This window comes from Nisaea acidiphila (genome assembly GCF_024662015.1).
Classification (GTDB): domain Bacteria; phylum Pseudomonadota; class Alphaproteobacteria; order Thalassobaculales; family Thalassobaculaceae; genus Nisaea; species Nisaea acidiphila.
In genome coordinates, this window is record NZ_CP102480.1 from 441618 (window position 1) to 466686 (window position 25069).

At 62.6% G+C, this 25069-nt stretch carries 23 protein-coding genes; 13 read left to right on the forward strand and 10 right to left on the reverse strand.

Annotation, left to right across the window (positions count from 1 at the left end):
* The first annotated feature begins 23 nt into the window (after positions 1 to 23).
* The gene (gene sciP / locus NUH88_RS02190) at positions 24 to 332 is read left to right on the forward strand and encodes a CtrA inhibitor SciP (RefSeq protein WP_257769688.1); all 309 of its coding nucleotides are present in this window, start codon (positions 24 to 26) and stop codon (positions 330 to 332) included.
* Position 333: 1 nt separating this feature from the next.
* Here sciP and NUH88_RS02195 read toward each other — a convergent pair whose 3' ends face one another.
* Complete coding sequence (locus NUH88_RS02195) at positions 334 to 1914, reverse strand: tetratricopeptide repeat protein (RefSeq protein ID WP_257769689.1); 1581 nt, start codon at positions 1912 to 1914, stop codon at positions 334 to 336.
* 265 nt (positions 1915 to 2179) lie between these two features.
* Here NUH88_RS02195 and fliF point away from each other — a divergent pair, with 265 nt between their 5' ends.
* From fliF to NUH88_RS02235, 8 genes are read left to right on the forward strand one after another with little or no spacing between them, the layout of a single operon-like run.
* Positions 2180 to 3859 (forward strand): flagellar basal-body MS-ring/collar protein FliF, encoded by a 1680-nt coding sequence (fliF, locus tag NUH88_RS02200; protein WP_257769690.1) that lies wholly within the window; start codon positions 2180 to 2182, stop codon positions 3857 to 3859.
* A gap of 46 nt (positions 3860 to 3905) precedes the next feature.
* Positions 3906 to 4829, forward strand: coding sequence for a FliH/SctL family protein (locus tag NUH88_RS02205; protein WP_257769691.1), 924 nt, complete (start codon positions 3906 to 3908; stop codon positions 4827 to 4829).
* A 27-nt stretch (positions 4830 to 4856) separates the two neighbouring features.
* On the forward strand, positions 4857 to 5231 hold the full coding sequence (gene fliN / locus NUH88_RS02210; RefSeq protein ID WP_257769692.1) for a flagellar motor switch protein FliN: 375 nt from the start codon (positions 4857 to 4859) through the stop codon (positions 5229 to 5231).
* A gap of 21 nt (positions 5232 to 5252) precedes the next feature.
* Positions 5253 to 6107, forward strand: coding sequence for a motility protein A (locus NUH88_RS02215; RefSeq protein ID WP_257769693.1), 855 nt, complete (start codon positions 5253 to 5255; stop codon positions 6105 to 6107).
* Between the two features lie 43 nt (positions 6108 to 6150).
* Positions 6151 to 7620, forward strand: coding sequence for a sigma-54 interaction domain-containing protein (locus NUH88_RS02220; RefSeq protein ID WP_257769694.1), 1470 nt, complete (start codon positions 6151 to 6153; stop codon positions 7618 to 7620).
* Positions 7621 to 7669: 49 nt separating this feature from the next.
* Complete coding sequence (flhA, locus tag NUH88_RS02225) at positions 7670 to 9811, forward strand: flagellar biosynthesis protein FlhA (RefSeq protein ID WP_257769695.1); 2142 nt, start codon at positions 7670 to 7672, stop codon at positions 9809 to 9811.
* A gap of 47 nt (positions 9812 to 9858) precedes the next feature.
* Positions 9859 to 10857: a flagellar biosynthesis protein FlhF gene (locus NUH88_RS02230; RefSeq protein WP_257769697.1), complete on the forward strand. Its 999-nt coding sequence runs from the start codon at positions 9859 to 9861 to the stop codon at positions 10855 to 10857.
* 39 nt (positions 10858 to 10896) lie between these two features.
* Positions 10897 to 11685, forward strand: a complete 789-nt coding sequence (locus NUH88_RS02235; RefSeq protein ID WP_372743577.1) for a MinD/ParA family protein — start codon at positions 10897 to 10899, stop codon at positions 11683 to 11685.
* A gap of 1458 nt (positions 11686 to 13143) precedes the next feature.
* Here the strand turns inward: NUH88_RS02235 and NUH88_RS02240 are convergent.
* On the reverse strand, positions 13144 to 13380 hold the full coding sequence (locus NUH88_RS02240) for a hypothetical protein (RefSeq protein ID WP_257769700.1): 237 nt from the start codon (positions 13378 to 13380) through the stop codon (positions 13144 to 13146).
* Between NUH88_RS02240 and NUH88_RS02245 the strand changes: the two genes are divergently transcribed.
* Entirely contained in the window at positions 13367 to 14260 is an 894-nt protein-coding gene (locus tag NUH88_RS02245; RefSeq protein ID WP_257769701.1) for a hypothetical protein, read from the forward strand. The genes NUH88_RS02240 and NUH88_RS02245 overlap by 14 nt on opposite strands.
* Before the next feature lie 4 nt (positions 14261 to 14264).
* Here the strand turns inward: NUH88_RS02245 and NUH88_RS02250 are convergent, their stop codons facing one another.
* Positions 14265 to 14681 carry a flagellar FliJ family protein gene (locus tag NUH88_RS02250; RefSeq protein WP_257769702.1) on the reverse strand — a complete coding sequence of 139 codons (417 nt, stop codon included), beginning with the start codon at positions 14679 to 14681 and terminating at the stop codon, positions 14265 to 14267.
* Positions 14678 to 16051, reverse strand: a complete 1374-nt coding sequence (fliI, locus tag NUH88_RS02255) for a flagellar protein export ATPase FliI (RefSeq protein ID WP_257769703.1) — start codon at positions 16049 to 16051, stop codon at positions 14678 to 14680. The genes NUH88_RS02250 and fliI overlap by 4 nt, the downstream gene beginning before the upstream one ends.
* 176 nt (positions 16052 to 16227) lie before the next feature.
* Between fliI and ctrA the strand changes: the two genes are divergently transcribed.
* Positions 16228 to 16950, forward strand: coding sequence for a response regulator transcription factor CtrA (ctrA, locus tag NUH88_RS02260; RefSeq protein WP_257769704.1), 723 nt, complete (start codon positions 16228 to 16230; stop codon positions 16948 to 16950).
* 96 nt (positions 16951 to 17046) lie between these two features.
* Here ctrA and NUH88_RS02265 read toward each other — a convergent pair whose 3' ends face one another.
* From NUH88_RS02265 to NUH88_RS02290, 6 genes are all read right to left on the reverse strand, one after another.
* Complete coding sequence (locus tag NUH88_RS02265) at positions 17047 to 17883, reverse strand: CheR family methyltransferase (RefSeq protein WP_257769705.1); 837 nt, start codon at positions 17881 to 17883, stop codon at positions 17047 to 17049.
* Between the two features lie 6 nt (positions 17884 to 17889).
* Positions 17890 to 19077 carry a protein-glutamate methylesterase/protein-glutamine glutaminase gene (locus NUH88_RS02270; protein ID WP_257769706.1) on the reverse strand — a complete coding sequence of 396 codons (1188 nt, stop codon included), beginning with the start codon at positions 19075 to 19077 and terminating at the stop codon, positions 17890 to 17892.
* A complete protein-coding gene (locus NUH88_RS02275) occupies positions 19078 to 19443 on the reverse strand; it encodes a response regulator (protein ID WP_257769707.1) in 366 nt (121 codons plus the stop codon).
* A 59-nt stretch (positions 19444 to 19502) separates the two neighbouring features.
* A complete protein-coding gene (locus NUH88_RS02280) occupies positions 19503 to 19994 on the reverse strand; it encodes a chemotaxis protein CheW (protein WP_257769708.1) in 492 nt (163 codons plus the stop codon).
* 7 nt (positions 19995 to 20001) lie between these two features.
* Positions 20002 to 22725: a hybrid sensor histidine kinase/response regulator gene (locus tag NUH88_RS02285; protein ID WP_257769709.1), complete on the reverse strand. Its 2724-nt coding sequence runs from the start codon at positions 22723 to 22725 to the stop codon at positions 20002 to 20004.
* 180 nt (positions 22726 to 22905) lie between these two features.
* The gene (locus tag NUH88_RS02290; RefSeq protein ID WP_257769711.1) at positions 22906 to 23550 is read right to left on the reverse strand and encodes a histidine phosphotransferase family protein; all 645 of its coding nucleotides are present in this window, start codon (positions 23548 to 23550) and stop codon (positions 22906 to 22908) included.
* 193 nt (positions 23551 to 23743) lie between these two features.
* On the opposite strand from NUH88_RS02290, the gene NUH88_RS02295 reads away from it, so the two are divergent.
* Together NUH88_RS02295 and NUH88_RS02300 are read left to right on the forward strand one after the other, a co-directional pair.
* The gene (locus NUH88_RS02295) at positions 23744 to 23947 is read left to right on the forward strand and encodes a DUF3553 domain-containing protein (protein WP_257769713.1); all 204 of its coding nucleotides are present in this window, start codon (positions 23744 to 23746) and stop codon (positions 23945 to 23947) included.
* A gap of 411 nt (positions 23948 to 24358) precedes the next feature.
* Positions 24359 to 25063: a Rossmann-like domain-containing protein gene (locus NUH88_RS02300; protein WP_257769714.1), complete on the forward strand. Its 705-nt coding sequence runs from the start codon at positions 24359 to 24361 to the stop codon at positions 25061 to 25063.
* Positions 25064 to 25069 lie beyond the last annotated feature (6 nt).

A 25069-nucleotide genomic window follows, 5' to 3' on the forward strand; every position in this document is an offset into this window, starting at 1 on the left:
ATCACAAAAATGAGCAGACGACCGTGACCACACCCCGCGAAGAAACGATGAGCGCAGAGCAGGACAACAAAGCGAACGCATCAGCCGACCCGTTTGCCGGCCTACCGCCCGCAGATACCAAGAGGTGGGTCGTCAGCCGGAAAGCACAGGTCGTCCGGGCCGTCGAGGATGGCGTGATCACGCTGGAACAGGCCTGCGAACGCTACAGCCTCAGCCATGAGGAGTTTTCGAACTGGCGGGAATTGATCAAGGCCCACGGCACCCGGGCCTTGCGTGCGACGCGCATTCAGGATTACCGCAGAGCCTCCCGGCGTTTCCGGTCGGGAAGCTGATTTACGGCTTCAGCGCTTCGATCTCCGTCGCGATCTTTCTCAAAACCTTGCTCCACTTCTCCGACTGTCGCTTGGAGAAATAGCGCACGCTCGGGAACCAGGGGCATCGGCCGTTCTTGAAATAGGATTCGGGAACCGGAAACGGCCGGAACTCGATGGTCTCGACCCCGAGCGCGCCCGACATGGTCGAGACCGAGGTCGCCGGACTGACCACCAGATCCATGCAACTTGTTAGCCCCGCCGCTTTCTCCAGTTCGATTTTCAGGTCGACATCGTCCCATCGCACGAGATCGACGCCGAATTCCGACTTCATGAACTCAAGCTCGTCGTCACGGGCGTCATACTGCAGATTGACAAAAGTCACGCCCTCGATCTTGAGAAGCGTGTGCATGTCCTCGACGCCGGAATAATACTCCGATCTGTAGGCGCCCCCGAGACCGCTGCGCCAGCACAACCCTATATAGGGCCCGGGCCCAGCTTCCTTCAGACGCTCCCGGAACAGCTCGACGAAGTAGGGATCCGGCTTCAGATACCCGGAATGTACGGGAAACGCCTCTTTGTTGGGACGAAACAGACGCCCCAAGGTGCCAAACGGGCAAGCAATGTCGAATGGCTCCACCCCCTCTTCCGCCGGCCAATAGGGGGACGGAACGACACGCACTTCGGGGAAGGAGCGCTGAAACAGGTTCACCAATCGCGGCGCACATTCCACGACCACTTCGCCGCCCCGTGCGATCGCCTCCGGAACCATGCTCGCAAAGCGAATCTCGTCGCCGATACCCTGTTCGGCATACAGGATCACTCGCGCGCCGTGAAACGGCTGGCCATTCCAGAGCGGCTGGGGAAACCGTCTCCACGGCTTCCCATTGTTGGTCGCCACCATGCGCCATTCCGAATGGAACCAGCCTTCCTCCCAGCCCCCCTGGCGCAGCAGGTTGCTCCCGAAATTATGGTGCGCATGCGCGTTCTCGGGATCCAGTTCAAGCGCACGCCTGTAATAGCCGTTGGCCTGCTTAAACTCGCCGAGATCCGCCAGCATCGTCGCAATGTTCGTCAGGGCCTCGGGAAACTCGACTCCAACCTCCAGCGCGCGGCGCAGCGAAACCAGCGCCTCGGTCCTGCGCCCGAGTTTCGACAACACACTGCCGATATTGTTATGGATGATCCCGTCCTGGCCCTCCGCTTTCAGGCGTTTGCCGCCCCACTTGAGCGAGTTCTTGTACCAGGACAGCGCCTCTTCATAGTCTTTCTCCGCTTCGTAGATCGTGCCGAGGTTGCATGCGATCATCGCGTTCCGCGGATCGCACTCCAGCGCCTTCTTCATCAACTCGATCGCGACCTTGGGGCGTCCCATTTCGCGCGCGACGACCCCGACGCCGTGAAGGGCGTGAACGTTTTTCTCGTCTTCGTTCAGGATCGCGGTGAATAACTTGCGTGCCTCCTCGATCTTGCCTTGTTCGAGGTATTTCACCGCCTCGTTGTTCAGCGTCGAAAGGCGCGAGCGCGACGTATCGACCATGCCGGAAAAGGAAAATCCGGGGGACTGGCCCACCCTAGCGGTGTTCGATTCAATTCTCTCCATGGACAACTCCCCGGAGCATCCGATACGGGTCATTCAAACAGGCTCGCGTCCGACTGACAACAAATCCTCCTTAACCTTTACCACAAGTTCCGCCGCTAATTAATTGTTCTCTTTCGATTCATTGTCGGATATATTCACTAGGCATTTTTTGCCGAGAGGACTATTTCAATTTTCATAAGATATGTATAAAATGCAATATACTTATGAGAGTGGCCCGGTTTGCACGCCGGGCGTCTGCTGCGCGCAACTGCGAGGGTCTTGACCCATGAATCCTCTCGTCGACCTTATCCGGAATCTCGGCCCGATCCGCATCGCCGCCCTCGTCGGCACCGCGGTAGCCGTGCTCGGCTTCTTCATCTTCCTGGCCTCCCGCCTTTCGACAGGCGGCATGTCGCTGCTTTACGGCGACCTTGACCCCGCGGACAGCGGCGCCATCGTCAAGGAACTCGAAGCCCGGAACATCGAGTACGAACTGAAAGCCGGCGGCCAACAGGTTTACGTTCCCGGCGACGAGGTTCTGAAGCTCCGCGTCGCGCTCGCCGAACAGGGCGTGCCCGGCGGCGGCACCATGGGTTACGAGATTTTCGACAAGTCGGACGGGCTCGGCACGACCAGCTTCGTGCAAAACGTGAACCTGGTGCGCGCGCTAGAGGGTGAACTGGCGCGCACCATCGGCGCCATGAACAATGTCCGCGGCGCCCGCGTCCATCTGGTGCTGCCGCAGCGCGAGCTGTTCAGCCGCGAGCGCCGCAAGCCGAGCGCCTCCGTCGTGCTGCAGGTTCAGGGTGCCGGCCGCCTCGGCCGCGAACAAGTCCTTGCGATCCAGCATCTCGTGGCGGCGGCGGTTCCGGAAATGGATCCGCAGAATATCTCCATTCTCGACAGCCGCGGCCAGTTGCTTGCGCGCGGCACATCCGAGGAAGACGGCGCCCTTCCCGGCCAGAGCTCCGAGGAAATGCGGCTCGCCTTCGAGAACCGCCTACGCGGCTCCGTGGAAGAGCTGGTCGAGCGCATCGTCGGCCTCGGCCGCGTCCGCGCCGAGATCAGTGCCGAAATCGATTACGACCGCTTTACCGAGCAGTCCGAGATTTACGATCCCGACAGCCAGGTCGCCCGCTCGACACAGACCATCACCGAGAGCGAAAGCTCCCAGGAGCGCAACAAGCAGGACACGGTTTCTGTCGAGAACAACCTGCCGGAAGCCGAAGCCAATGCCGGCGCCGGCGACCTCTCCGCCCTCTCTCAGGCCGAGCGCAGCGAGGAAACCGTCAATTTCGAGATCAGCAGGACCGTCCGGAACCGGGTGAAGGAAGCGGGCGAGATCCAGAACCTCTCCGTCGCGGTCCTGGTCGACGGGCGCTATGTCGAAAACGAGGACGGCGACAAGGTCTACCAGCCGCGTTCCCCCGAGGAACTTGAGCAGATCGCCACCCTCGTCCGTTCCGCCGTTGGCTACAACGGCAGCCGCGGAGACACCGTCGAGGTCGTCAACATGCAGTTCGTCAAGCTGGAGCCGCTGGATCTGGACGACGGCTCGCTGCTGTTTGGCATTTCTAAGGACGAGTTCCTGCAGCTCGCCGAGGTTCTGGTTCTGGCCGTGGTCGGACTCCTCGTGATCCTCCTGGTGGTTCGCCCGGTGCTGACGCGCCTGTTTGAATCGATGCCGACCACGCTTGCAACCAGCGGCGGGCCGGCGATTGCCGGCGCCGACGCGATCGCCCAGTTGACGGGGCCGGGCGCGACCGCCGACATGGCGGAACTGCTAGAAGGCGACGACGAAGAGGAAAGCCTTCTCGACCAGATGATCGACATCAACCAGGTCGAAGGCCGGGTACGTGCCTCCTCGCTCAAGAAGATCGGCGAAATCGTCGAGAAACACCCGGAGGAAGCCGTCGCGATCATTCGCAATTGGATGTATCAGGAAGCCGGCAATACGGGCGGCTGAACGGCAGTGAACGGAGAACCGGTTTGAGAGTGGGGGGCTGACGAGCATGGCGACGCAGAAATCACGCTTCCTGTTCGACGATATCTTCGACGAGGAGTATCAGCAGAAGCTGCGCCGAGCGGCCGAAGCGGCGCGCCTCGCCGAGGAAGAAGCCGCGGCCAACGCCCCGCCGACCTACAGCCAGGACGAAATCGACGAGGCGAAGGAAGCCTCCTATCAACTCGGCCGCCAGGAAGGCATGTCCGCCGCCATGGCCGGCATAGAACAGCAGGTCGCGGTCGCGCTCGAAGGCGTGTTGAGCCAGATCGGAAAACTGACCGAGACGCACCGCAAATGGACAAGCGAGATGCAGCGCGACGCGGTCCGGTTGTCCGCGACGATCATGCGCAAGCTCGCCCCGGAACTGACCCGCGGCACTGAGCTTCCGCAGATCGAGCATGTCATCAACCAGGCCTTCCAGTTCCTGACCGAACAGCCGAAGGTTATGATCCGCGTCGCCGCCGAGATTGAGGAGCCGCTGCGGGACAAGGTCCAGCTCATGGCCTCCCGCGTCGGATACGAAGGCGAAGTGGTGCTGGTCGGAGACCCCGAACTGGTGGCAACGGACTGCCGTGTTTCCTGGGCCGCCGGCGCGGTCGAGCGCGCGCTGGACGAGACCTGGAGCGAGATCGACGAGATGGTGGAACGCACGGTCTCCGCCCTCCCGCCGCGCTCGGGCATCGGTTCGGACGTGCCGGCGTCTCCGGAAGTGGACGACGCCGGTGAAATGCCGGACGAGACGGAACACGCAACGGCAATGGGGGCCGAAACCGAGGCCGCCACCGAACCGGAACCGGATGACGAGCCGGGAGCGAATGACGAGATGGAAATGGCCGCCCCCTTGGCCGATACCGAAATCACCACCGAAGTCGAACAGCCGGATATGGACCTGCCTGCAGATCCGGATGAAGCTGAGGTGAGAGAGAGCTAACGCAGCACTGCCGCGGAGGAGAGCTGAATGTCCGACGAGAGCGATGTCGATTTCGAAGATCTCGACGATATGGATATGGCCGCAGCCATGGAGCAGCAGGCCGCAGACGAACCGGAGGAAGTCGTTGCTTCCGACTCGCCGGAGCGGATCAGCGCCCGGGAGCTGGAAGCGGTCTACGATATTCCGGTACAGGTCTCTGCGGTGCTGGGGAAATCCAGCATGCAGGTCAGTCAACTTCTGAAACTCGGCCGTGGCGCCGTCGTCGAACTTGACCGCAAGGTCGGCGAGGCCATCGACATCTATGTGAATAACCGCCTAGTGGCCCGCGGCGAAGTCGTCATCGTCGACGAGCGCCTCGGCGTGACCATGACGGAAATCATCAAGTCCGACCGGACCGGCTGACGCTGAAGGCGGGAACGCTCCATGGCTGATCGTGCGACTGTAGACGAAGGCGCCCCGGCGCGCCCTGCCCGCACCCGTTCGTTCGATGTCCCGGCGAGCGGCCGGACCATCGATATTGCGCTGATATTCGGGCTATGCGTGGCCTTTGGCCTGGTTGGCACGGCGCTCGTGCTGGGCGGATCGGTCAGCTCCTTCTACAATCTGCCGTCCGTGCTCATCGTGCTCATCGGCACCTTCGCGGTCACTCTTGTGTCCTTCAGCATTTCCGAGCTGTTCGGTGCATTCGGCACGGTCTTCCAAACCATGCTTCCGAAGCGTTTCGATCACAAGCTGGCGGGAGAGCGCTGCCTCAATCTGGCGGCCATCGCGCGGGATAACGGCGTCCTCGCACTGGATCACGTGCTGCCGGCGATCGACAGCGAACCTTTCCTGCAGCGCGCCATCGCGATGACCGTCGACGGCGCGACCCCACATCAGATCGACCAGGTCATGGCGCAGGAAATCGATGCGGTACAGGACCTGAGACACCGTCACGCGAGCGTGTTACGACGCGCCGCCGAGGTTGCGCCCTCCATGGGACTCATCGGCACCCTGATCGGTTTGATCCAACTGCTCGGCAATCTGAACAATCCAAGTTCCATCGGCCCCGCCATGGCGGTCGCGCTGCTCACCACCTTCTATGGTGCGATCATGGCCTACATGGTCCTCGCGCCGATCGCGGCCAAGCTGGAGCGAAACGCCGAGTCCGAACTGCTCGAATGCGAAATCTATCATGCCTGCGCGATGTCGATCGCGCGGCAGGAAAACCCGCGCCTGCTGGAGCGGCTTCTCAATACCAAGCTGCCGCCTTCGGAGCGGCTCGACTATTACGGCTAGACGGGTGCGGCCGGGACCGGCCGCACGAAGGGAGAATTGACAGATGCGATTGCTGATCGTCGGCACTCTGGGCGGACATATTAGCGCAGCGGGTCAGATCGCCCTCAAGAAAGGGGCGAAGGTAAGCCATCTCGACACGGTGGACGGGGCCATGCACGCGCTGCGCAGCGGCCAGGGCGCCGACCTCGTGATGATCGACGTTGCCCAGCCGGTGGCCAAGTTGCTCCGGGCGATGAACCAGGAGCGGATCAACACGCCGGTGGTCGCCTGCGGACTGGAGAACGACTCCGACGCCGCGGTCGCGGCGATCAAGGCCGGGGCGAAGGAATACATTCCCCTGCCCCCGAACGCGGAACTGATCGCCGCCGTGCTCCAGGCGGTCACGGAAGAACAGAGCTCCGTGGTCTTTCAGGATCCGATCATGGGAGCGGTCCTGAAGCTTGCGGACCAGATCGCCCCATCGGATGCCAGCGTGCTCATCACCGGCGAATCCGGCACCGGTAAGGAAGTGCTCGCACGCTATCTGCACGACAAGAGCAAACGTTCCGACAAGCAGTTCGTTTCCGTAAACTGCGCGGCGATCCCGGACAATCTTCTGGAATCCGAACTGTTCGGCCATGAGAAAGGCGCCTTCACCGGCGCCGTCGCGCGCCGTATCGGCAAATTCGAGGAAGCGAACGGCGGCACCCTGCTGCTCGACGAAATCAGCGAGATGGACATCCGCCTGCAGGCCAAGCTGCTGCGCGCGATCCAGGAGCGGGAAATCGACCGGGTAGGAGGCAATACGCCGGTGAAGGTCGATATCCGCCTGCTTGCGACCTCCAACCGGGACCTGGAGCGGCATGTGCGTGACGGGAATTTCCGCGAGGATCTCTATTTCCGCCTCAATGTCTTCAATCTGCAACTCCCGCCGCTGCGTCAGCGCCCGGCGGACATCAAGCTCCTGGCCGAGCATTTCGCGAAGAAATATGCCGAGGCCAACAGCGTGCCGGAGCGTCCGCTGAGCGACGAAGCGGTAAAAAGGCTTCAGGGCCATCATTGGCGCGGCAATGTGCGCGAGCTGGAAAACACCATGCACCGCGCCATCCTGCTCGCCTCCGGCGACGAGATCGGTGCGGAGGCGATCATCCTGACCGGCGAACAGATGGCCCCGGCAGCGCCGGAAGCCCCGCCGCTTGCCGCCGCACCGGCTCCGAAACCGGTAGAACAGCCGGCGACGAACGCGTTCCAGCCGGCCTCCTTCGACGAACCGGAGCCGGTTCCGGCGGCCTCACCCGCCGAACCGGCGCCTGCGGAGAGCGATCCGGCGGGCGGCGACCTTGTCGGCCGCACCGTCGCCGACGTGGAGCGCCAGCTCATTATCGACACTCTGACCCATTGCCTCGGCAACCGGACCCATGCCGCGAATATCCTCGGCATCTCGATCCGGACCCTGCGCAACAAGTTGAAGGCCTATTCCGAGGACGGCATCAACGTACCGCCTCCGGGCGAAGCCGACCGGGCCACGGTCTGAGCGGCGGTTCGACCGGAATGACGAAACGGGCGATCATGAGAGGCCTTGAATGAGCGACGCCTCCGGCCAGTCCCCGCAGCCCGAAGGTGGCGGCTCCGGTACGGGTACCGCCCTGCCCTCCTTCAGCCTCGATAGTCTGAAGAGTGCGGCGCATCGCGGTGATATTTATCTCGCGCTCGGCGTTGTCGGAATCCTCTCGGTCCTGATTCTGCCGGTCCCGACAATGCTGCTCGACATCCTGCTCGGGATTTCGATCGCGCTGTCGGTGGTCATCCTCATGACCGTGCTCTTTATCGAGAAACCACTCGATTTCAACGCGTTCCCGACTGTTCTGCTGATCGCGACAATGTTGCGGCTGGCGCTGAACCTCGCCTCTACGCGCCTGATCCTGGCCGATGGGCACACGGGAACGGACGCTGCGGGCGAAGTCATTCAGGCCTTCGGCGCCTTCATGATGAGCGGCAACGCGGCGATCGGGATCATCGTTTTCTCGATCCTGGTGATCGTGAACTTCATCGTCATCACCAAAGGCTCCGGCCGTATCGCCGAAGTCGCGGCCAGGTTCAGTCTCGACGCGATGCCCGGCAAGCAGATGGCGATCGACGCCGACCTCTCCTCCGGTTTGATCAACGAGGATCAGGCGCGTAACCGGCGCGAGGAACTGAGCGCGGAGAGCACCTTCTTCGGCGCCATGGACGGTGCCTCCAAATTCGTCCGGGGCGACGCGGTTGCCGGCCTCCTCATCACCGTGATCAACGTGATCGGCGGCATGGTGATCGGCATCGCGCAACAAGGTATCAGCTTCAACGATGCCTTCTCGACCTACACCCTGCTGACCGTCGGTGACGGCCTCGTCAGCCAGATCCCGGCGCTGATCGTTTCGACAGCGGCCGGCATGCTGGTCACCAAGGGCGGCACAACCGGCACCACCGAGAAAGCGGTCTTCGGCCAGCTCGGCGGCTATCCGAAAGCACTCGCCCTCTGCGCTTTCCTTCTTGCCATCCTCTCGCTGCTGCCCGGTTTCCCGACCTTCATCTTCCTGGCGCTCGCAGGCGCTGTCGGCGGCCTCGCCTACATGGTCTACAGCCAGGCCGAGAAGGCTGCCGCCGCGGAAGTCCAGCGCGAGGCCGAGGAAGCCGCCGCGCCGCCGCCGGAAGAGCCGATCTCCTCCGCCCTGCATATCGATCTCGTGCGCCTCGAACTGGGCTACGGGCTGCTGCCGCTGGTCAACGAAACCGTCGAAGGGCAGCGCCTGACCGACCAGATCCGCGCGCTGCGCCGCCAACTCGCGGTCGAGAGCGGCTTCATCATGCCGCAGGTCCGGATCCAGGATAACCTTCAGCTCCCCGCGAACACCTATGTCATCCGGGTGAAGGAGATCGAGGTCGGACGCGGCGATATCCGGCCGAACCGGCTGCTGGTGATGGATCCGGCCGGCAATCCGATCGAGCTTGCGGGTACCGAGACACGGGAGCCGACCTTCGGGCTGCCCGCCATGTGGGTCGGCCCGGAGCAGCGCGAGGAAGCTTTGTTCAAGGGCTACACCGTCGTCGATCCCTCGACCGTGGTGACCACACATCTGACGGAACTGATCCGCGACAATATGCGCGAACTGCTGTCCTATACCGAGACACAGAAGTTGCTGGACGAGCTGCCGGATCAGTACCAGAAGCTCGTCACCGACGTGGTGCCGTCCAACATTTCCGTCGGCGGCCTTCAGCGCATCCTGCAGAACCTGCTCGGCGAGCGGGTCTCGATCCGCGACCTGCCGACGATTCTCGAAGGTATCTCGGAAGCGGCGACCTTCACGCGCAACATCACGCTGATGACCGAACATGTCCGGACGCGTCTCGCACGCCAGATCAGCGAGCAGAATACCGCGGATGACGGCGTTATCCACCTGGTGACCCTGTCCCCCGACTGGGAGCAGACCTTTGCCAATTCGATTATCGGACAGGGCGAAGAACAACAGCTCTCCATGCCGCCGTCGAAACTGCAGGAATTCATCACGGCACTGCGCAAATCACTGGACCAGTTGGCGGAAGTCGGAGAATTCCCGGTCGTCCTGACCTCTCCTGGCATTCGTCCCTATGTCCGCTCGATCGTCGAGCGGTTCCGGTCGCAGACTGTGGTAATGTCCCAGAACGAGATTCATCCAAAGGCACGGATCAAGACTCTTGGACAGGTATAGCTTTCGTCTAGGGCGCTCCCAGGACGCGCATCTCCGGTGAGGACCTCATGCGCCTGAAGACCTTTACAGCCGACACGATGAACGACGCCATGGCCCTGGTGAAGGAGCATTTCGGCGAGGATGCGATCATCGTCTCGACCCAGACCGGAGAAGGCGGAAGCGGCGTCCGGATCACGGCGGCCATCGACCAGGTCGAAGACGAGTATGGCTTCGAGGAAGATGTCTACGAAGACGAGCTCTATCACGACCCGATCGAGATCATAACGGACGCCCTTCTCACCAACGGCGTTCCGCCGCAACTCTCCGACGATCTGATCGCCACGGCAGAGGAAATGGCCCTCGAGGACCCTGTCCTGGCCCTGGCAGGAGCTGTCGACCGATATTTCAGCTTCTCGCCCATGCCGCTCGGCACGGCGGAGAAACCGATCCTGCTCGTCGGTATGCCCGGAGCCGGAAAGACAGTGACGATCGCCAAACTGGCGACCAAGATCGTCATGCAGAAACAGCCGGTGCGCGTGATCACCACGGACACGGTCCGGGCGGGAGGCTTCGCCCAGCTTGAGGCCTTCACCAAGATCCTGAAATTGAACCTGATCAGCGCCGGCACGCCCGAGGAATTGCGCGCGGCCGTCAAGGGTGCCGAGGGACGCGGACATGTGCTGATCGATTGCCCGGGCGGCAACCCGTTCGACGATCAGGACATCGCGCGCCAGGCCCGCCTGATCAAGGCCGTCGACGCCGACGTGGTTCTGGTCATGGCCGGCGGGACCGACCCGATGGAAGCAGCCGAGATCGCCGCCATCTACCGCGAGCTGGGTGCGCGGCGTCTGCTGCTCACACGGATCGACATGACCCGGCGCTTCGGATCCTATCTAAGCGCCGCTGCAGTCGCCGACCTTATGCTGACGGATGTCGGCGTCGGGCCGAGTGTGGCCGACGGCCTCAGACCGATGAACCCGGTTACGCTGGCCCGATTGTTGCTTCCACACTCTGTGGTGCAAGACTTCGACGACGAGCAGCCCGAAGCGCGAGGCGCCTATGGCTGAGATCGCTAACACGGAACCGGACGAAGGATTTGTCCAATGATGTCGCCTGCCGATAAGCCGCGTCAGACCGCCGCCAGCGGCGCTGCCCTCAAGGGGCCGAAAATCCTCGCCGTCGCATCGGGCAAGGGCGGCGTGGGCAAGACCTGGTTCTCCGTCACCCTCGCCCACGGGCTCAGCCGGATGGGCCAGAAAGTCCTGCTTTTCGACGCGGATCTCGGACTCGCAAACGTCGACATCCAGCTAGGCCTGATGCCTCAGCGCGACCTCGGCGGCGTAATCGGCGGCCGGCTTTCGCTCGCCCAGGCAAAGATTCATTACGAAGACGGCAATTTCGATATCATCGCCGGGCGCTCGGGCTCCGGCAGCCTTGCGACCCTGCCCTCGAACCGTCTGCAGTCCCTCGGCAACGAGCTGGTGACGCTGTCCGAAAGCTACGATCGCGTGGTCATGGATCTCGGCGCCGGGCTCGACCGGACCGTCCGCATTCTGGCGGCCCGCGCCGGGCAGATCGTGGTGGTGACGACGGCCGAGCCGACCTCGCTGACAGACGCTTATGCTTTCGTGAAGGTGGCGCACCAGAACGATCCGAACTGCAATATCCAGATCGTGGTGAACAGCGCCGATTCCGCGAATGACGGGCGCAAGACCTACGAGACGCTGCGCAAGGCGACGATGAATTTCCTGAAGTTCGAGCCGGCCTTGCTCGGCATCATCCGCCGCGACCGCAAGGTGATCGAGTCGATCCGGAACCAGAGCCCGATCCTGAGCCGGTTCCCGTCGGCACAGGCCTCGACCGATATGGAGGCCATCGTAGACAAGCTGCTGTAGCGGCACAGAGAACAGATTGAGCACCGTACAACCCACAGCCCCGACAGCGCAGACAGGAACCGCCGGCCAGACGCAGGCGGTTCAGGTCGAAGCCCGGGTGACGAGCGGCGCTGAGGCCCTGCAGACCACCGGTGCCTCCCGGCCCGCGGCACAGCCTGCTCCCGCGCCTCAAGGGCAGGGCCAAGGTCAGGCGCAACCTCAAGCGCCTCAGTCACAAGGACCTCAGTCCCAAGCACCGCAACCTCAGACATCTCAACCGGCAGCGCAGCCTTCGCCGCCGCCGCAATCCGCTCCGCCCGCCCAAGCTCCAGCGCAACAGACGCCCGCACCGCAATCCCCTCCGCCGCAACAATCCTCTGCGCAGCCGGCGAGCCAGCCGACGCCCCAGGCGAGTTCGCAGCCCCCGGCTGCATCTTCTCCGCCATCTCAGACGCGACCGGCTCCGGCACAGACGGCGCCTCCCCCTGCCGCTCAATCCTCGGCGCCTTCGGCACTACAGCAGGATGCGACCGTTACCCGCGTGCTCACCAACGGAACCGTTTCCGTGCGGACCGCGGCCGGAGAGGCGACGCTGCAAATCAATCCGCGGCAGATCCCGGCCTTCCTGCGCGCCAATGCGGCCGTGACGTTGACCACGCGGCCGACCGACGGCGGTTTGCAGGTTTTCCTGCAGCCCCGCAACGCCGCTTCGGCGGATGACGCGGCGGCATCGGGAACCGCTCGCCCGGCCGCGACGTCGCAGGGTGCCGCAGCGCAGACGCAAGCGGCCGCGCCACGGCCACTCCCTCCTCTCACCGACGGACAGGTCGCACGGGCCATTGTGCTGCGCCCGACCTCGCTGTCGCAGGGAATAGCCAGTACGCCGTTGCCCGCAGCGGGTGGTAACCCGCAACAGGCCGCACAGGCTGCTGCGCGCTATCTTCTGGCTTCCAGTCCGCAATTTCGTCCCGCCTTCTCTCCCGCGCCCACTCTGACGTCGACTCCGGCGGCCGTGCCGAACGCGGCGCAAGCCCGGGCCCCGGCGCCGCAGGTACAAGCGCCGGCTTCGAGCGGGACGACCCCCGCCACCGCACAGCCTGTCTCTACCGGGCAACCTGCCTCGGCTGGACAGCCGGTGCCGGCGCCTCAGCAAGCACCGCAAGCCTATCCTCCGCAGGTGCCGCAGAGCTCCGGAGCGGCTGCCGCGGCAGCCCAGCCGGCGACGCCCCAACCGCCACTACCTCAAACGCCGCTGCAGCAATCGGCAACGCCGGCCGCGACCATTCCGCCATCCGGCTCACAACCGCAACAGCCGGCAGCTTCCGGCCCGGCGGTCACCGCGTCCGCGCCCGCTCAAGCTCAGCAGCCGGGAACGCCGACTGCGGCGCCCCCGGCGCCAACAGGTACCGCTCCCCCCCAAACCAGCACACCGGCTGCGGCACCTCCGACGCAGGCGGCGGCTTCCCCACTCGCACCGGCTCAGACAGCAACGACACAGACACAGTCCGCCCCACTGGCGCCGCAACCGACGCCCCAGCAACCGGCAGCACCTGCGGCCTCGTCCCAGACTGGTTCGGCGGCCTCCGCCGCCCCCCGTCCCGTCACGGCGTTACCTCCCGGCACCGACTTTCCGGTCCGGGTCCTTTCGGTCGGGCAGCCGGCAAGCAATGCCCTCGGTACGCAGCCGTCGACCGGCGGCACAGTGATCTCAGGCACCGTCGTTGCGACCGGCGGGAACGGCCAAGCGATCGTGAACTCGTCCGTCGGCCTGCTGGACGTGGCGGCCCGTACGGAGAGCAGCCAGTTGCAGTCCGAGATCCGGATGGAAATGCTGTCCCGCGCCGCTTCCGACTCCGCCGCGCGTCCGGGAACCCAGGCGCCGGCGTCCCTCGCCGTGCTCTCCCGCGAATGGCCGGCGCTGGAAGAAAGTATGCGAGCCCTGGAGCTTGCCTCGCCCCAGACGGCGGCCCAACTCGCCGCGACCGTTTCCCGGCCCGGACCGCAGCTCACCGCTTCCATGCTGTTCTTCCTCGCCGCAGTCCGTGCCGGGTCGCTGGGCGGCTGGATCGGGCGGGATGCAAGTCAGGCCCTCGGGAGTTCAAACGGACGGCTGCTCTCCGCTCTCAGCGGCGACTTCCAGTCGCTGAACAGGGCGAGCGAGGGAGGCCCCGAAAGCGGCGGCTGGCGCGCATTTTTCATGCCGCTCCAGAACAACGACGCCCTTGAGCAATTGCGCTTTTTCGTGCTGCCGGCACCGTACCAGCAACAGGATGAAAACCGGGGCGAAGAGGAGGAGGACAGGGAGGAAGAACGGCGCGACGGTGAGACCCGTTTTATCGTCGATCTTCTGCTAAGCGGGCTCGGCGCGTTTCAGATCGACGGCGCCGTCGCCCAGAAGTCGCTCTCGCTGTTGATCCGGACCCACCGCGCCCTGCCGAAGGACATGCGGGCGGACATTATCGATATCTTCGAAAAAACAGCGGCGCGCACCGGCATGGAAGGCGCCGTCAGCTTCAAGGTACAGAAGGAGTTTCCGCCGCTTCCGGTCGCGGAACTGCTCCCCGACGGGCGTCAAGGGCCGGACGTCTTCGCCTGACGGGCTATCCCTCGCGGCGCTTCATCATGTTGAGCGCGATCTCATCGAGTTCCATCTGCTCAAGCCGGGCGACGCGCTCCGCCTCGCGGGCCTCATGCTGTTCCTGCGCCGCTTCCGCCTTGCGAAGCTCCTGATAGGCATCCAGAACCTCTTCGTTGGCGGCATCGATTTCCGTGCGCTTCTGCGCGATCCGTCCGGCCAGGGCCTGCTCACGCTGCTTGAAATGGACCATGTAGGCCTCAAGCGTCCGCCGCGCTTCGAGAGAGCCGCCGGCGGCCTGTTTCTCCCGCTCGAATTCGCGGTCCATCTCCTCGGTCTCGGCGATCATTGCCGCCTCTTCCTCCAGGAGCACACCCATCGCACGGCGCTTTTCGTCCAGTTCCCAGGTCCGGAGCCGAACTAGCTGCTCGAACTGGCTCACGGCTCAGCCTGCTCCTCGTCGTCACCGGGCTCCGGCGGCGCCTCGCCGATCATGGAGAGGATCGCGTCGAGTTGGTGATACCCGGACTCAAGGGAAGCGGGTTCGTTCTTGTCCTGCGAGAGGAACCGCTCCAGCGACTCGTGATAGAGGATCGCCTCATCCACCTGCGGGTCGCTGCCTTTCCGATAAGCACCGAGCCTGATCATGTCCGCCATATTGTCGTAGGTCGCCATCAATGCCCGGGCCCGGCGGACCAATGCGTTCTCCTCGGCCGTATTGCAGTCGGGCATGGTCCGCGAGACGCTGCGCAAGATATTGATGGCCGGATAGCGCCCCCGGTCGGCGATGCCGCGCTCGAGCACGATATGCCCGTCGATAATCCCGCGCACCGCATCGGAGATCGGCTCGTTGTGATCGTCGCCCTCGACCAGGACCGTGAAGAGACCGGTGATCGAACCGTCCCCGGTCCCGGGGCCGGCGCGCTCCAGCAATTTCGGCAATTCGGCAAAGACAGTCGGCGTATAGCCCTTGGAAGCCGGCGGCTCGCCCGTTGCAAGTCCGATCTCGCGCTGGGCCATCGCGAAGCGGGTGACGCTGTCCATCATGCACATCACGGTCTTGCCCTCGTCACGGAAATACTCCGCCACGGCAAGGGTGAGATGCGCCGCCTGCCGGCGCATGAGCGGCGACTCGTCCGAGGTCGCGACGACGACGACACTGCGGGCCAGCCCTTCCTCGCCCAGATAGTCCTGAATGAACTCCTGCACCTCGCGTCCGCGTTCGCCGATCAGACCGATGACGTTCACCTCGCTGAGAGTAAACCGGGCGATCATCGACATCAGCATGGACTTGCCCACGCCGGAACCGGCGAAAATGCCCATGCGTTGGCCTTTACAGACCGAGATGAAAGTGTTGATGGCGCGCACGCCGAGATCGAGCTTCTCGCCGACACGCTGGCGAGCATGCGCGGGCGGCGGCTGGGTCTTCACAGGACAGCCCTTCGGCCCGTCGCCGAGCGGCCCCTTGCCGTCGACCGGCTCGCCCATGGCGTTGACGACGCGGCCGAGCCAGCCTTCGTGCGGATAGATTACCGGAGCGGCATCGGAGATTTCCGCACGGCTCCCGATACCGATTCCGTCAAGTGCTCCGAACGGCATCGCCAGTGCCCGCCCGTCCTTGAAACCGACGATTTCACAGCTGACTCGCTTCCCGCCGCGGGCCTGCAGATGCAGACGGTCGCCGATCGAGAGCGCACGATCCACACCGCCAACCTCGACCATCATGCCGAGCACCGCCGTTACCCGCCCATAAAGGCGGAACTCAGCGATCTTGTCGATTTCAGATGCGAGATTTCCGAGCGCTGTCGCCACGTAAGGGTCTCCGATCCGGCATCCGGCCCTTTTCGGCACCTGCCGCTAACCTATTTTGTTAATCGTACCATCAAGACAGCTATCTGGCACCTTTTCGACGGTCAGGGCTTCGAGTTAACTGTTTGTTTATCAGACGGCGTTAACGTTTATGATAATTCATTTTTAGGGAGGGTCTTATGCGAGTACTCCTTGTAGAGGACGATACGGCTACCGCGCAAAGCATCGAGCTCATGCTCAAGGCTGAAGGCTTTGTCGTCGACGTGACCGAACACGGCGAAGACGGTCTCGAGATCGGTCGTCTCTACGATTACGACATCATCCTGCTGGATCTGATGCTTCCGGATCTCGACGGGTACGAGGTCCTCCGCCGTCTGCGCAGCTCGAAGGTCGAAACGCCGATCCTCATCCTCTCCGGTCTCTCGGAAATGGATAACAAGATCAAGGGGCTCGGTTTCGGCGCCGACGACTATCTGACCAAACCGTTCGATCGGCGGGAACTGATCGCGCGGATGCAGGCGATCATCCGCCGCTCCAAGGGTCATTCGGACTCGGTTATCGAAACCGGTCCGATCTCGGTCAACCTCACAACTCGAAGCGCGGAAGTCGGGGGCAAGCCGGTTCATCTGACCGGCAAGGAATTCGCTATCCTCGAGCTGCTCTCCCTGCGCAAAGGGACGACCCTGACCAAGGAAATGTTCCTGAACCATCTCTATGGCGGGATCGATGAGCCTGAACTGAAGATCATCGACGTCTTCGTCTGCAAACTCCGCAAAAAGCTCTCGAAGGCAACCGGCGGCGCCAACCATATCGAGACCGTCTGGGGCCGCGGCTACGTCCTGCGCGATCCGGACGAAGATACTGTGAGCGAAAAGGCGAAAGTCAAGGAACCGGCCGAATAAGGCTGGGGGTCCTGCGAAAGAAAACGGGCTGAACCATACGGTTCAGCCCGTTTTCTTTTGCCTGGAAACTAGAAAGCCCCCGGAAACCAGAAAGCCCTAGATGGCAGCCTTCTGACCGGCCGCAGCGCTCGGCATATACATCCCGCGCTGTCCCTTAACCGGCTGGAACTTATCGGTAATACTGATAACCGTCTCGGCGCCGCCGAGATAGAGATAGCCATCCGGCGACATCTGCCGGGCGATACCGTCAAGCACCTGACGCTTGGTGTCCTGGTCGAAATAAATCAGCACATTGCGGCAGAAGACGATATCGAAGTTGCCGAGCGACCGCGGATCCTGCAGCAGGTTGAACTCGCGGAATGTCACCATGCGGCGGATCTTCTCGTTCAACTGCCAGCGATCGCCATCCTGCTGGAAATACTTCACCAGCAGCTGGACCGGCAGGCCGCGCTGAACTTCGAACTGCGAATAAACCCCGGACCGGGCACGGGCAATCATCTCGCTGGAAATATCCGTCGCAACGATCTCAATCCGCCAGCCCGCGAGTTTCGCTCCGAGTTCGTCAAGAACCATGGAAAGCGAATAGGGCTCCTGCCCCGAAGAGCACGCCGCGCTCCAGATCCGGATATGCTTCTTGCCGGCCCGTGACTCCATCAGCGTCGGCAGAACGACGGTCTTGAACTGCTCGAACGGCGTGCGATCGCGGAAAAAGAGCGACTCGTTCGTCGTCATCGCGTCGGTGATCGCGTTTACCAGACGCTCGTCCCGCCGGGTCCTCAGCGTCGAGACGATCTGTTCAATCGAGTTCAGACCGTGGCTGCGGGCCACCGGCTGCAAACGGGTTTCCAACAGGTACCCCTTGTCCGGCGTCAGCACGAGGCCGGACTGCTTGTACAGCAAACCGGAAAGGAATTCGAAATCTGAGCTGTTCATACCAGCCTACCCCCTCGCCAACCGCTGGACGCTGGCGCCGATATCCGCAACCGGGAGAACTTCGCAGCACAGTCCCGCTTGCGCAACCGCACCCGGCATACCCCAGACGACGCTCGTATTCTCATCCTGCGCTACCACGTCACCACCCGCTTCAACGACAGCCCGGCACCCCTCCCGGCCGTCATGCCCCATTCCGGTCAGGATGACCGCAAGGACACGGCCATAGACTTTGATGAGGCTTCTGATCATAGGATCGACCGCTGGCCGACAGAAATTCTCCGGCGGATCCTGATTCAGCGCGATGACCTTGTCCGTACCCTCGCTCTTGACGGTCATATGATAGCCGCCCGGCGCGAGGTAAATCCGTCCTGGTGCGACTACATCGCCCGACTTGGCTTCGGAGCAGACCCAACCGGAGGATTTCGTGATGTGCTCAGCAAGAATCGTCGTGAAGGTCGGCGGCATATGCTGGGTAACGAAAATCGGCAACCGGGTGGTCTTCGGAATATCCGACAGTACGCGGAAGAGCGCCTGAGGGCCGCCCGTGGAACTCCCGATCGCAATCACATCGGGTTTCCGGCCGCTCGGCTTGCGCAGCGAGATATTCCCGGAAGCCGGAGCTGCGGTGGGCCTGGCCGTCGTTCGCGCGGTTCCGGCCCGGGGCGCGGCAGCGGGAGCACCCGATGCCGCAGCGCGTGCCGTCGCAGTCGCGCCGGAGGGCGGCGCGGCGCCGGATTTCCGGCGGCGCTGCGCACCGAACGCTTTCACCTTACTCAAAAGATCGCTTGGGAAGTCCGCAGCGCCGGTCATTTCCGACGTCGAACTCGGCTTCGTCAGATAGTCCCGCGCACCGAGGGAGAGCGCCTTCAGAGAGATTTCCGCGTTACGGGCCGTCAGGGTCGAGGCCATGACGATCTGGACCTTCGGATCGACCTTCAGTAGTTCGGGAAGAGCCGTGATACCGTCCATGCGCGGCATCTCGATATCCAGAACAATAATCTCGATGTCATTATTCTTCAGGGTATCGATCGCGCGCTGCCCGTCGCCGACGGACGCAACGATCTTGACGTCCGGATCCGCTTCCAGAAACCGGGTAAACAATCCGCGGATAACCGCGGAATCATCCACCAGCATGACCCGATACGGGTCTTTCGACCGCGGCTTGGCTTCCGCGGACGCGCTCTGTCCGCGCATTTAGAGCAATCCGATCTGAGAAAACTTGGTTTCAATGATCTCGCTGTCGAAGGGCTTCATGATGTACTCATTCGCCCCCGCGGCAAGTGCTTCCTGAATATGCGCCATGTCGTTCTCCGTGGTGCAGAACACCACGAGAGGGCGGTCGCCTTGCGGAAGTTTTCGCAATTCGCGCAGGAAATCGATGCCGCTCATGATGGGCATGTTCCAGTCGAGCAAAACCGCGTCCGGCAATGCGGCCTTGCAGGCATCCAAGGCAACCTGACCGTCTTCGGCTTCCGATGTCTCGAATTTAAGCTCTTCGAGAATTTTCCGCGCCACCATACGAACGACCTTGGAGTCATCCACGATCAGACAAGTCTTCATCTAACAGCTCCGCGAATCGTCACGAGCAGATTGTTACACACTCTTTCGAGCGTTGCACACTAAGCCGCCTCTTCACCCTGGAAGCGCAATACGGACGGCACGTCGAAAACGACCAGGAGGCTATCGTCAAGACGATAAATGCCGGTCGAAACCTCTCGGATATTCTCGCTCAGCGTGGAGGGATGCTGCTCGAACATGGCCTCGTCAAGCGAAAGCACTTCGCCCACGGAATCGACCATCAGGCTGTAGAGTTCCCCCTGATCCTCGACAACCACGCTCATGCCCTCTTCATCGTCTTCGCGCGGCGGCAGATTCAGCCGGCTACGGATGTCGATCGCTGTCACAATTCGGCCGCGCAGATTGAGCGAGCCGGCCACCTCCTTCGGAGACAGCGGGATGCGGGTGATCCGCTGCGGACCGAGCACGTCATGCACCTGGAGAACGGGGATTCCGAAGAGCTGCTTGTCGATCATGATCGAGACGAACTGTTTCAGTTCACCCAGCGCGACAAGGCTTTGCCCGGTGGATTGGGTCGCAGGTAAATCCGTCATCACTCCCTCACGCGTCGATGGTTTGCGCCAGCGTTTCCAGCAGCGCGTCACGGTCAAGTTTGGCGATATAATCGGTGAAGCCGACCTCGCGGCCCCGGTCCAGATCGCGCGGCCCGGTGTGCGAGGAAAGCGCGATGATCGGCGTCTCCTCCCAGCGCTCCATCGAGCGCAGGCGCTTGGTCAATTCGAACCCGTCCATGCCCGGCATTTCGATGTCGCTGATGATGGCGTCGAACTCGCCGCCATTCTCGCAAAGCTCCAGGGCCGCTTCGGCCTGCTCCGCGACAGTGACCTCGTATCCCGCGACGGACAGAAGCGGCTTGATCAGGTTGCGGAAGAAAGCGCTGTCATCGACCAGGAGAACCCGTTTCGTCACATCCGGCTCCTGGCTGTCGGAGTCGGCGGAACCGAACCAGTCACCATAAGCCTGCGTAAGATAATAACCGGCATCGATGACTTCGGTCGCCTTGCCGGCAATCACGGCGCTGCCCATCAGCCACGGATGGTCCGGACGGACTTCGATGTGGATCCGGTCCTCGACGATATCGACGATCTCGTCGACGATCAGGCCCATCGAGCGGTCGTGATCGGTGAAGACCAGAACCGGTTGGCGGCCTTCCTTCTCGAGTTCCTTGTCCTCGAACATCGGGATGAGCGGCATCAGCTGGCCGCGATACTGCACCAGCGGCCGGCCCTCGGAATACTCGACCGACGCAAGATCGATCTCTTCCAGACGCGCGACCAGGGCGAGCGGCACGGCCTTCGGGCTCTGGCCGCCGGCACGGAACAGAAGCAGCGACGAGACGTCGGAGCGATGCGCCAGCTGGCGGGCCGTGTCCTTCGTATCTTCGTCGACCATCTTGAGCTCCCCGCTCGCGGCGGCGATACCGTTCGGGTCCAGGATCATGATCACGCTGCCGTCGCCGAGAATGGTATTCCCGGAGAAGAGCGTGATGTTCCGGAGGATCGGCGCAACCGGCTTGACCACGATTTCCTCGGTGTCGAACACCCGGTCGACCATGATCCCAACGGAATAGGTACCGACCTGGAGGACAACGATAAACGTCTCTTGCGGCATTTCCTCCGCTTCGTCATCGAGACGGAGCATGCGACGAAGCGATACCAGCGGCAGCAGGCGGTTGCGCAGGCGCAGCACCGGCGTGCCTTGGACTTCTTCGATCTTGTGCTCGCTGTTGTTGGAGGCCCGCACGAGTTCGACGACACTGAGCTGCGGAATGGCAAAACGCTCGCCGCCGGCTTCGACGATGAGAGCCGACACGATCGCCAGGGTCAGCGGGATCTTGATGATAAAGGTCGAGCCCTTGCCGAAGACCGACTTCAGCTCGATCGTGCCGCCGATCTTCTCGATATTGGTGCGCACGACATCCATACCGACGCCACGCCCGGAGACCGAGGTGACCTGGGCCGCCGTGGAAAAACCTGCACGGAAGATGAACTGCTGAATCTGCTGCTCGGACAGGGTGTCTGCTTCGGACTCGGCAACCAGACCGTTGGCGACCGCCTTGGCCTTGATCTTCTCCGGATCGAGGCCCTTACCGTCGTCCTTGATCTCGATGATGATATGGCCGCCTTCGTGATAGGCGTTCAGGGTAATGGTGCCGCCTTCGGACTTGCCTGCCGCTAGGCGGTCCGGCCCGTCCTCGATGCCATGGTCGGCTGAGTTGCGCACCATGTGGGTCAGCGGATCCTTGATCAGCTCAAGCACCTGACGGTCGAGTTCGGTATCGGCACCGAGCATCTGCAAGTCGATTTTCTTGCCCAGTTCGAGCGACAGGTCGCGGACAAGACGGGGCAGCTTCGACCAGGCGTTGCCGATCGGCTGCATGCGCGTCTTCATCACGCCTTCCTGCAGTTCGGAAGTCACCTGGCTGAGACGCTGCAGCGGGACAGTAAACTCGCTGTCCTTTTCGTTGCGGGAGATCTGCATCAGCTGGTTACGGGTCAGCACCAGCTCGCTGACCATGGTCATCAGGTTTTCGAGCAGATCGACATTCACACGAATTGTCTGGTTCGCAACCGCGGACTCGCGAACCTGCTTATCCTGTTCCGGCTGCTGCTTAGCGACGTTCTGACCGCCGCTGACAGCGACTTCCTGCTTCGGAGCCGGCGGTGCGGGCTCCGGCTCGGCTTCCGCCTCGACGGGTTCGGCCTCGGCTTCCGGCTCGGCATCGCCTCCAGCCATGTCTTCCGGCCCCGGCGCTTCCATGAAGGCGCGCTCCAGCTCGTCCAGACTTACTTCACCCGGCTTCAGCTCGCGCTCCGGCTCCTGCGGCGCAACGTCCACGTCGGCTTCCGGCTCGGCGGCGGGCGCCGCACCGGCATCGCTGAGCGCGCCGCCTTCGGCAACGACGTTCAGACGGTCGATCAGATCCTGATCGTCGCCTTCCGGCTCCACCTCGTTCTCCTCAAGAGACGAGAGCAGCCACTTGATCCGATCGAAGGATTCGAGAATGAGCGTGATCGCGTCGGCCGAAACCTCGAGGCTACCGTCGCGGATCTTGCCGAGAACATTTTCCGCCGCGTGCGCGACGGCCTCCAGCCGGGGCAAACCGAGGAACCCGCAGGTGCCTTTGATCGTGTGCACCAAGCGGAAAATGTTACTGAGCAGAGCCTGATCGTTCGGATTTTGCTCCAGTTGAACCAGTTCGACATCGAGTTCCGAGACGCTTTCGGACGTTTCGGTCAAGAACTCGCTGAGTAGCTCATCCATAAATCTAACCCCACACTTCCTCGTTCGGCCGCCGCCGGCTCCTCGGATATGCCGATATGCAAACCATCCGGGGACGCCTATGACTGAGACGGACTAACCCTAGTTCAAACCAATAAAAAAAGCGTTAACCCATTTAAGGAAACGACCTGTGCGCCAAATGGCTGGCCAGAGCCTGGCTTGTCACAGCTTCCACAACCTTACTTCGACTTTCCCCCCGGCCTCTTCGGCCCCGAAACCGAGGCCGAACCTGCGGGCGTTGCGGGCCGCAACGTAGGCGACCACCGACTTGCTCGTAAGGTCATCGGCCACGGCGTCCTCCTCCAGAGCAAACGCAACATCGGGCAGCAGGTTGGCACCGTCGCCGCTCGCAATGAGTGACATTCTTTCGCCGCCGCCATCGCCCGCGCTCAACAAGATCGTACCGCCTCGCGGCAGGCATTCGCAGAGAGCACAGATAAATCCGAGAGCAGCTTTGACGCCCCCCAGCGGCGGACGGACAAGCTTCGGTTCCTGCGCGCATTCGAGCTCAAAAGCGATCTTGCGGGCCTTGAGGTAAGGCTGCGCGAGAGCAGCACCGTCCGCGAGCGAATGATCGTCCGTCGATCCGGCGCCGCCAAAGGCGACTCGGAAAAAGGAAAGCCGCTCGGAGGCCTGTCGCGCGCTACTGCCGATCAGCGACAGCGCTTCCTGCCCGAGATCCCCGCCTCCATCCGCCCCGAGGTCGGATATCAACTCGGCGCCGTTTACCGTGGCGCTCACAGGACTGACGAGATCATGGAAAAGCCGCGATAAAAGTATATCAATCAAGCTCATATCTTCGTTCATGTTTCCTGCCCCATGGCGCCCGGCCCTCAGACCGGCACCTTATCACACATCTCTGTCGCGCCTTTATTCCGCATTTGCGAATGGCATCACATCGAAACTTGTTGAAGTTTGATTCCGCTTTCCTTCACAATTTATTAATCGCGTCTCCTTAAGTGACGCGACAGCATCGGGACGCAACTATCAAGAGGGTTAGATGTCCAATTTTCTGACACCTGGAAGTTTCGTATTGCTGGCGGATGAACCGGACTGGGGAATTGGGCAGATACAGTCGGTCGTTGGAGATCGTGTCACGGTGAATTTCGAACATCGCGGCAAGCAACTGATCAACAGCGCAAAGGTCGACCTGGTCGACGCCGACGGAATGGTCGAGGAGCGGCGCGCCGCCCGCTTCGGCTAAGTCATCTGTCCCCGCCTGAGAATGTCTCAGGGGCAAGGAATTCCTGCGCTCATGATGCCCCTACCCCGATTGTCGCCCGCGTGGGTCATATCCGAGACCGAAACCGGAACGAACAGCGCCGCCGAAGCGTTTCTCTCTCATCTTGAACGGAGACAGTGGGCGGTCGCAACGCCCGGGCCCGGAGAGCCCATCTCCGGACTTACGCCGGACCTTATCAGTATTGATTTTTCCTCGACCTCCGAGACGGTTCCCGGAAGCTTTCAGAGCGTCGTCGCCGAAGCGCAAAGGCGCGAAATCCCGCTCCTAATCCGCGGCCCGGCGTCCCTATTCGTCACCTGCAGCGAAATCTTCGCGATCAGACCCGCTCCGGTCCTTGCGGAGAACCTGTTCGATTGGTGGGGACCGGAGCGCATGGACGAGGAACTGCTCCGAAACACTCCGGAAACGCCTGTCACCGACATTACCGTCGGATCTCGCTGGGCGATGGTCGAGACGAAGAACTCGGTCGGACTCGCGGCCATGCCGATGCTTGCAGGCGGAGCGGCCGGCCCCTCATCCGAACCTGATTTCAAAGGACTCGTTGGAACGCCTCTGCGCCTGCTTGCTGCGGGATTGCGGCAAACCGCGGGAACCGAACGCACCCTCGCCTGCGCCGCCGTCAATGCCGGGATCCAGCGGTTGGACGGGCTCTCGGCCGATGATGGCCTGCTCTCCGAGCCCGGCAGAGAAGGCGGCCGCACGGTAATCGTGGGCCGCTTCCCCGAGCTCGCCCGCAAACGGCCGGGGGCGATCGTGCTGGAGAAAAACCCGGGGCCGGACGATTTGCCGTCCGATGCCGCACCGTACGTCATCCCGGGCGCGGACACGCTCGTCGTCACCGCCTCGGCATGGAGCAACGGGTCCCTCGCGGGATTGCTCCGCCTTGCCTCCGGCTGCTGCGTCAGCCTGGTCGGCCCGGGAACTCCGCTTTCCCCCTCTCTATATGCCTACGGCATCCAGAGGCTGGCAGGCTTCGTTGTCGAAGACCGGGAAACTACAAGAACAGTGATCGCAAGAGGCGACGGCGTGAAGGCGTTCAAGCCTTTCGGACGCCAGGTTCTGCTTTCGGCCGTCTAACGGCCG

Bases quoted from the DNA above. Each gene is read 5' to 3' on its own strand.
- NUH88_RS02195 (WP_257769689.1), bottom strand. From the start codon at position 1,914: ATGGAGAGAATTGAATCGAACACCGCTAGGGTGGGCCAGTCCCCCGGA.
- fliF (WP_257769690.1), top strand. From the start codon at position 2,180: ATGAATCCTCTCGTCGACCTTATCCGGAATCTCGGCCCGATCCGCATC.
- NUH88_RS02205 (WP_257769691.1), top strand. From the start codon at position 3,906: ATGGCGACGCAGAAATCACGCTTCCTGTTCGACGATATCTTCGACGAG.
- fliN (WP_257769692.1), top strand. From the start codon at position 4,857: ATGTCCGACGAGAGCGATGTCGATTTCGAAGATCTCGACGATATGGAT.
- NUH88_RS02215 (WP_257769693.1), top strand. From the start codon at position 5,253: ATGGCTGATCGTGCGACTGTAGACGAAGGCGCCCCGGCGCGCCCTGCC.
- NUH88_RS02220 (WP_257769694.1), top strand. From the start codon at position 6,151: ATGCGATTGCTGATCGTCGGCACTCTGGGCGGACATATTAGCGCAGCG.
- flhA (WP_257769695.1), top strand. From the start codon at position 7,670: ATGAGCGACGCCTCCGGCCAGTCCCCGCAGCCCGAAGGTGGCGGCTCC.
- NUH88_RS02230 (WP_257769697.1), top strand. From the start codon at position 9,859: ATGCGCCTGAAGACCTTTACAGCCGACACGATGAACGACGCCATGGCC.
- NUH88_RS02235 (WP_372743577.1), top strand. From the start codon at position 10,897: ATGTCGCCTGCCGATAAGCCGCGTCAGACCGCCGCCAGCGGCGCTGCC.
- ctrA (WP_257769704.1), top strand. From the start codon at position 16,228: ATGCGAGTACTCCTTGTAGAGGACGATACGGCTACCGCGCAAAGCATC.
- NUH88_RS02265 (WP_257769705.1), bottom strand. From the start codon at position 17,883: ATGAACAGCTCAGATTTCGAATTCCTTTCCGGTTTGCTGTACAAGCAG.
- NUH88_RS02270 (WP_257769706.1), bottom strand. From the start codon at position 19,077: ATGCGCGGACAGAGCGCGTCCGCGGAAGCCAAGCCGCGGTCGAAAGAC.
- NUH88_RS02275 (WP_257769707.1), bottom strand. From the start codon at position 19,443: ATGAAGACTTGTCTGATCGTGGATGACTCCAAGGTCGTTCGTATGGTG.
- NUH88_RS02280 (WP_257769708.1), bottom strand. From the start codon at position 19,994: ATGACGGATTTACCTGCGACCCAATCCACCGGGCAAAGCCTTGTCGCG.
- NUH88_RS02285 (WP_257769709.1), bottom strand. From the start codon at position 22,725: ATGGATGAGCTACTCAGCGAGTTCTTGACCGAAACGTCCGAAAGCGTC.
- NUH88_RS02290 (WP_257769711.1), bottom strand. From the start codon at position 23,550: ATGAACGAAGATATGAGCTTGATTGATATACTTTTATCGCGGCTTTTC.
- NUH88_RS02295 (WP_257769713.1), top strand. From the start codon at position 23,744: ATGTCCAATTTTCTGACACCTGGAAGTTTCGTATTGCTGGCGGATGAA.
- NUH88_RS02300 (WP_257769714.1), top strand. From the start codon at position 24,359: ATGGACGAGGAACTGCTCCGAAACACTCCGGAAACGCCTGTCACCGAC.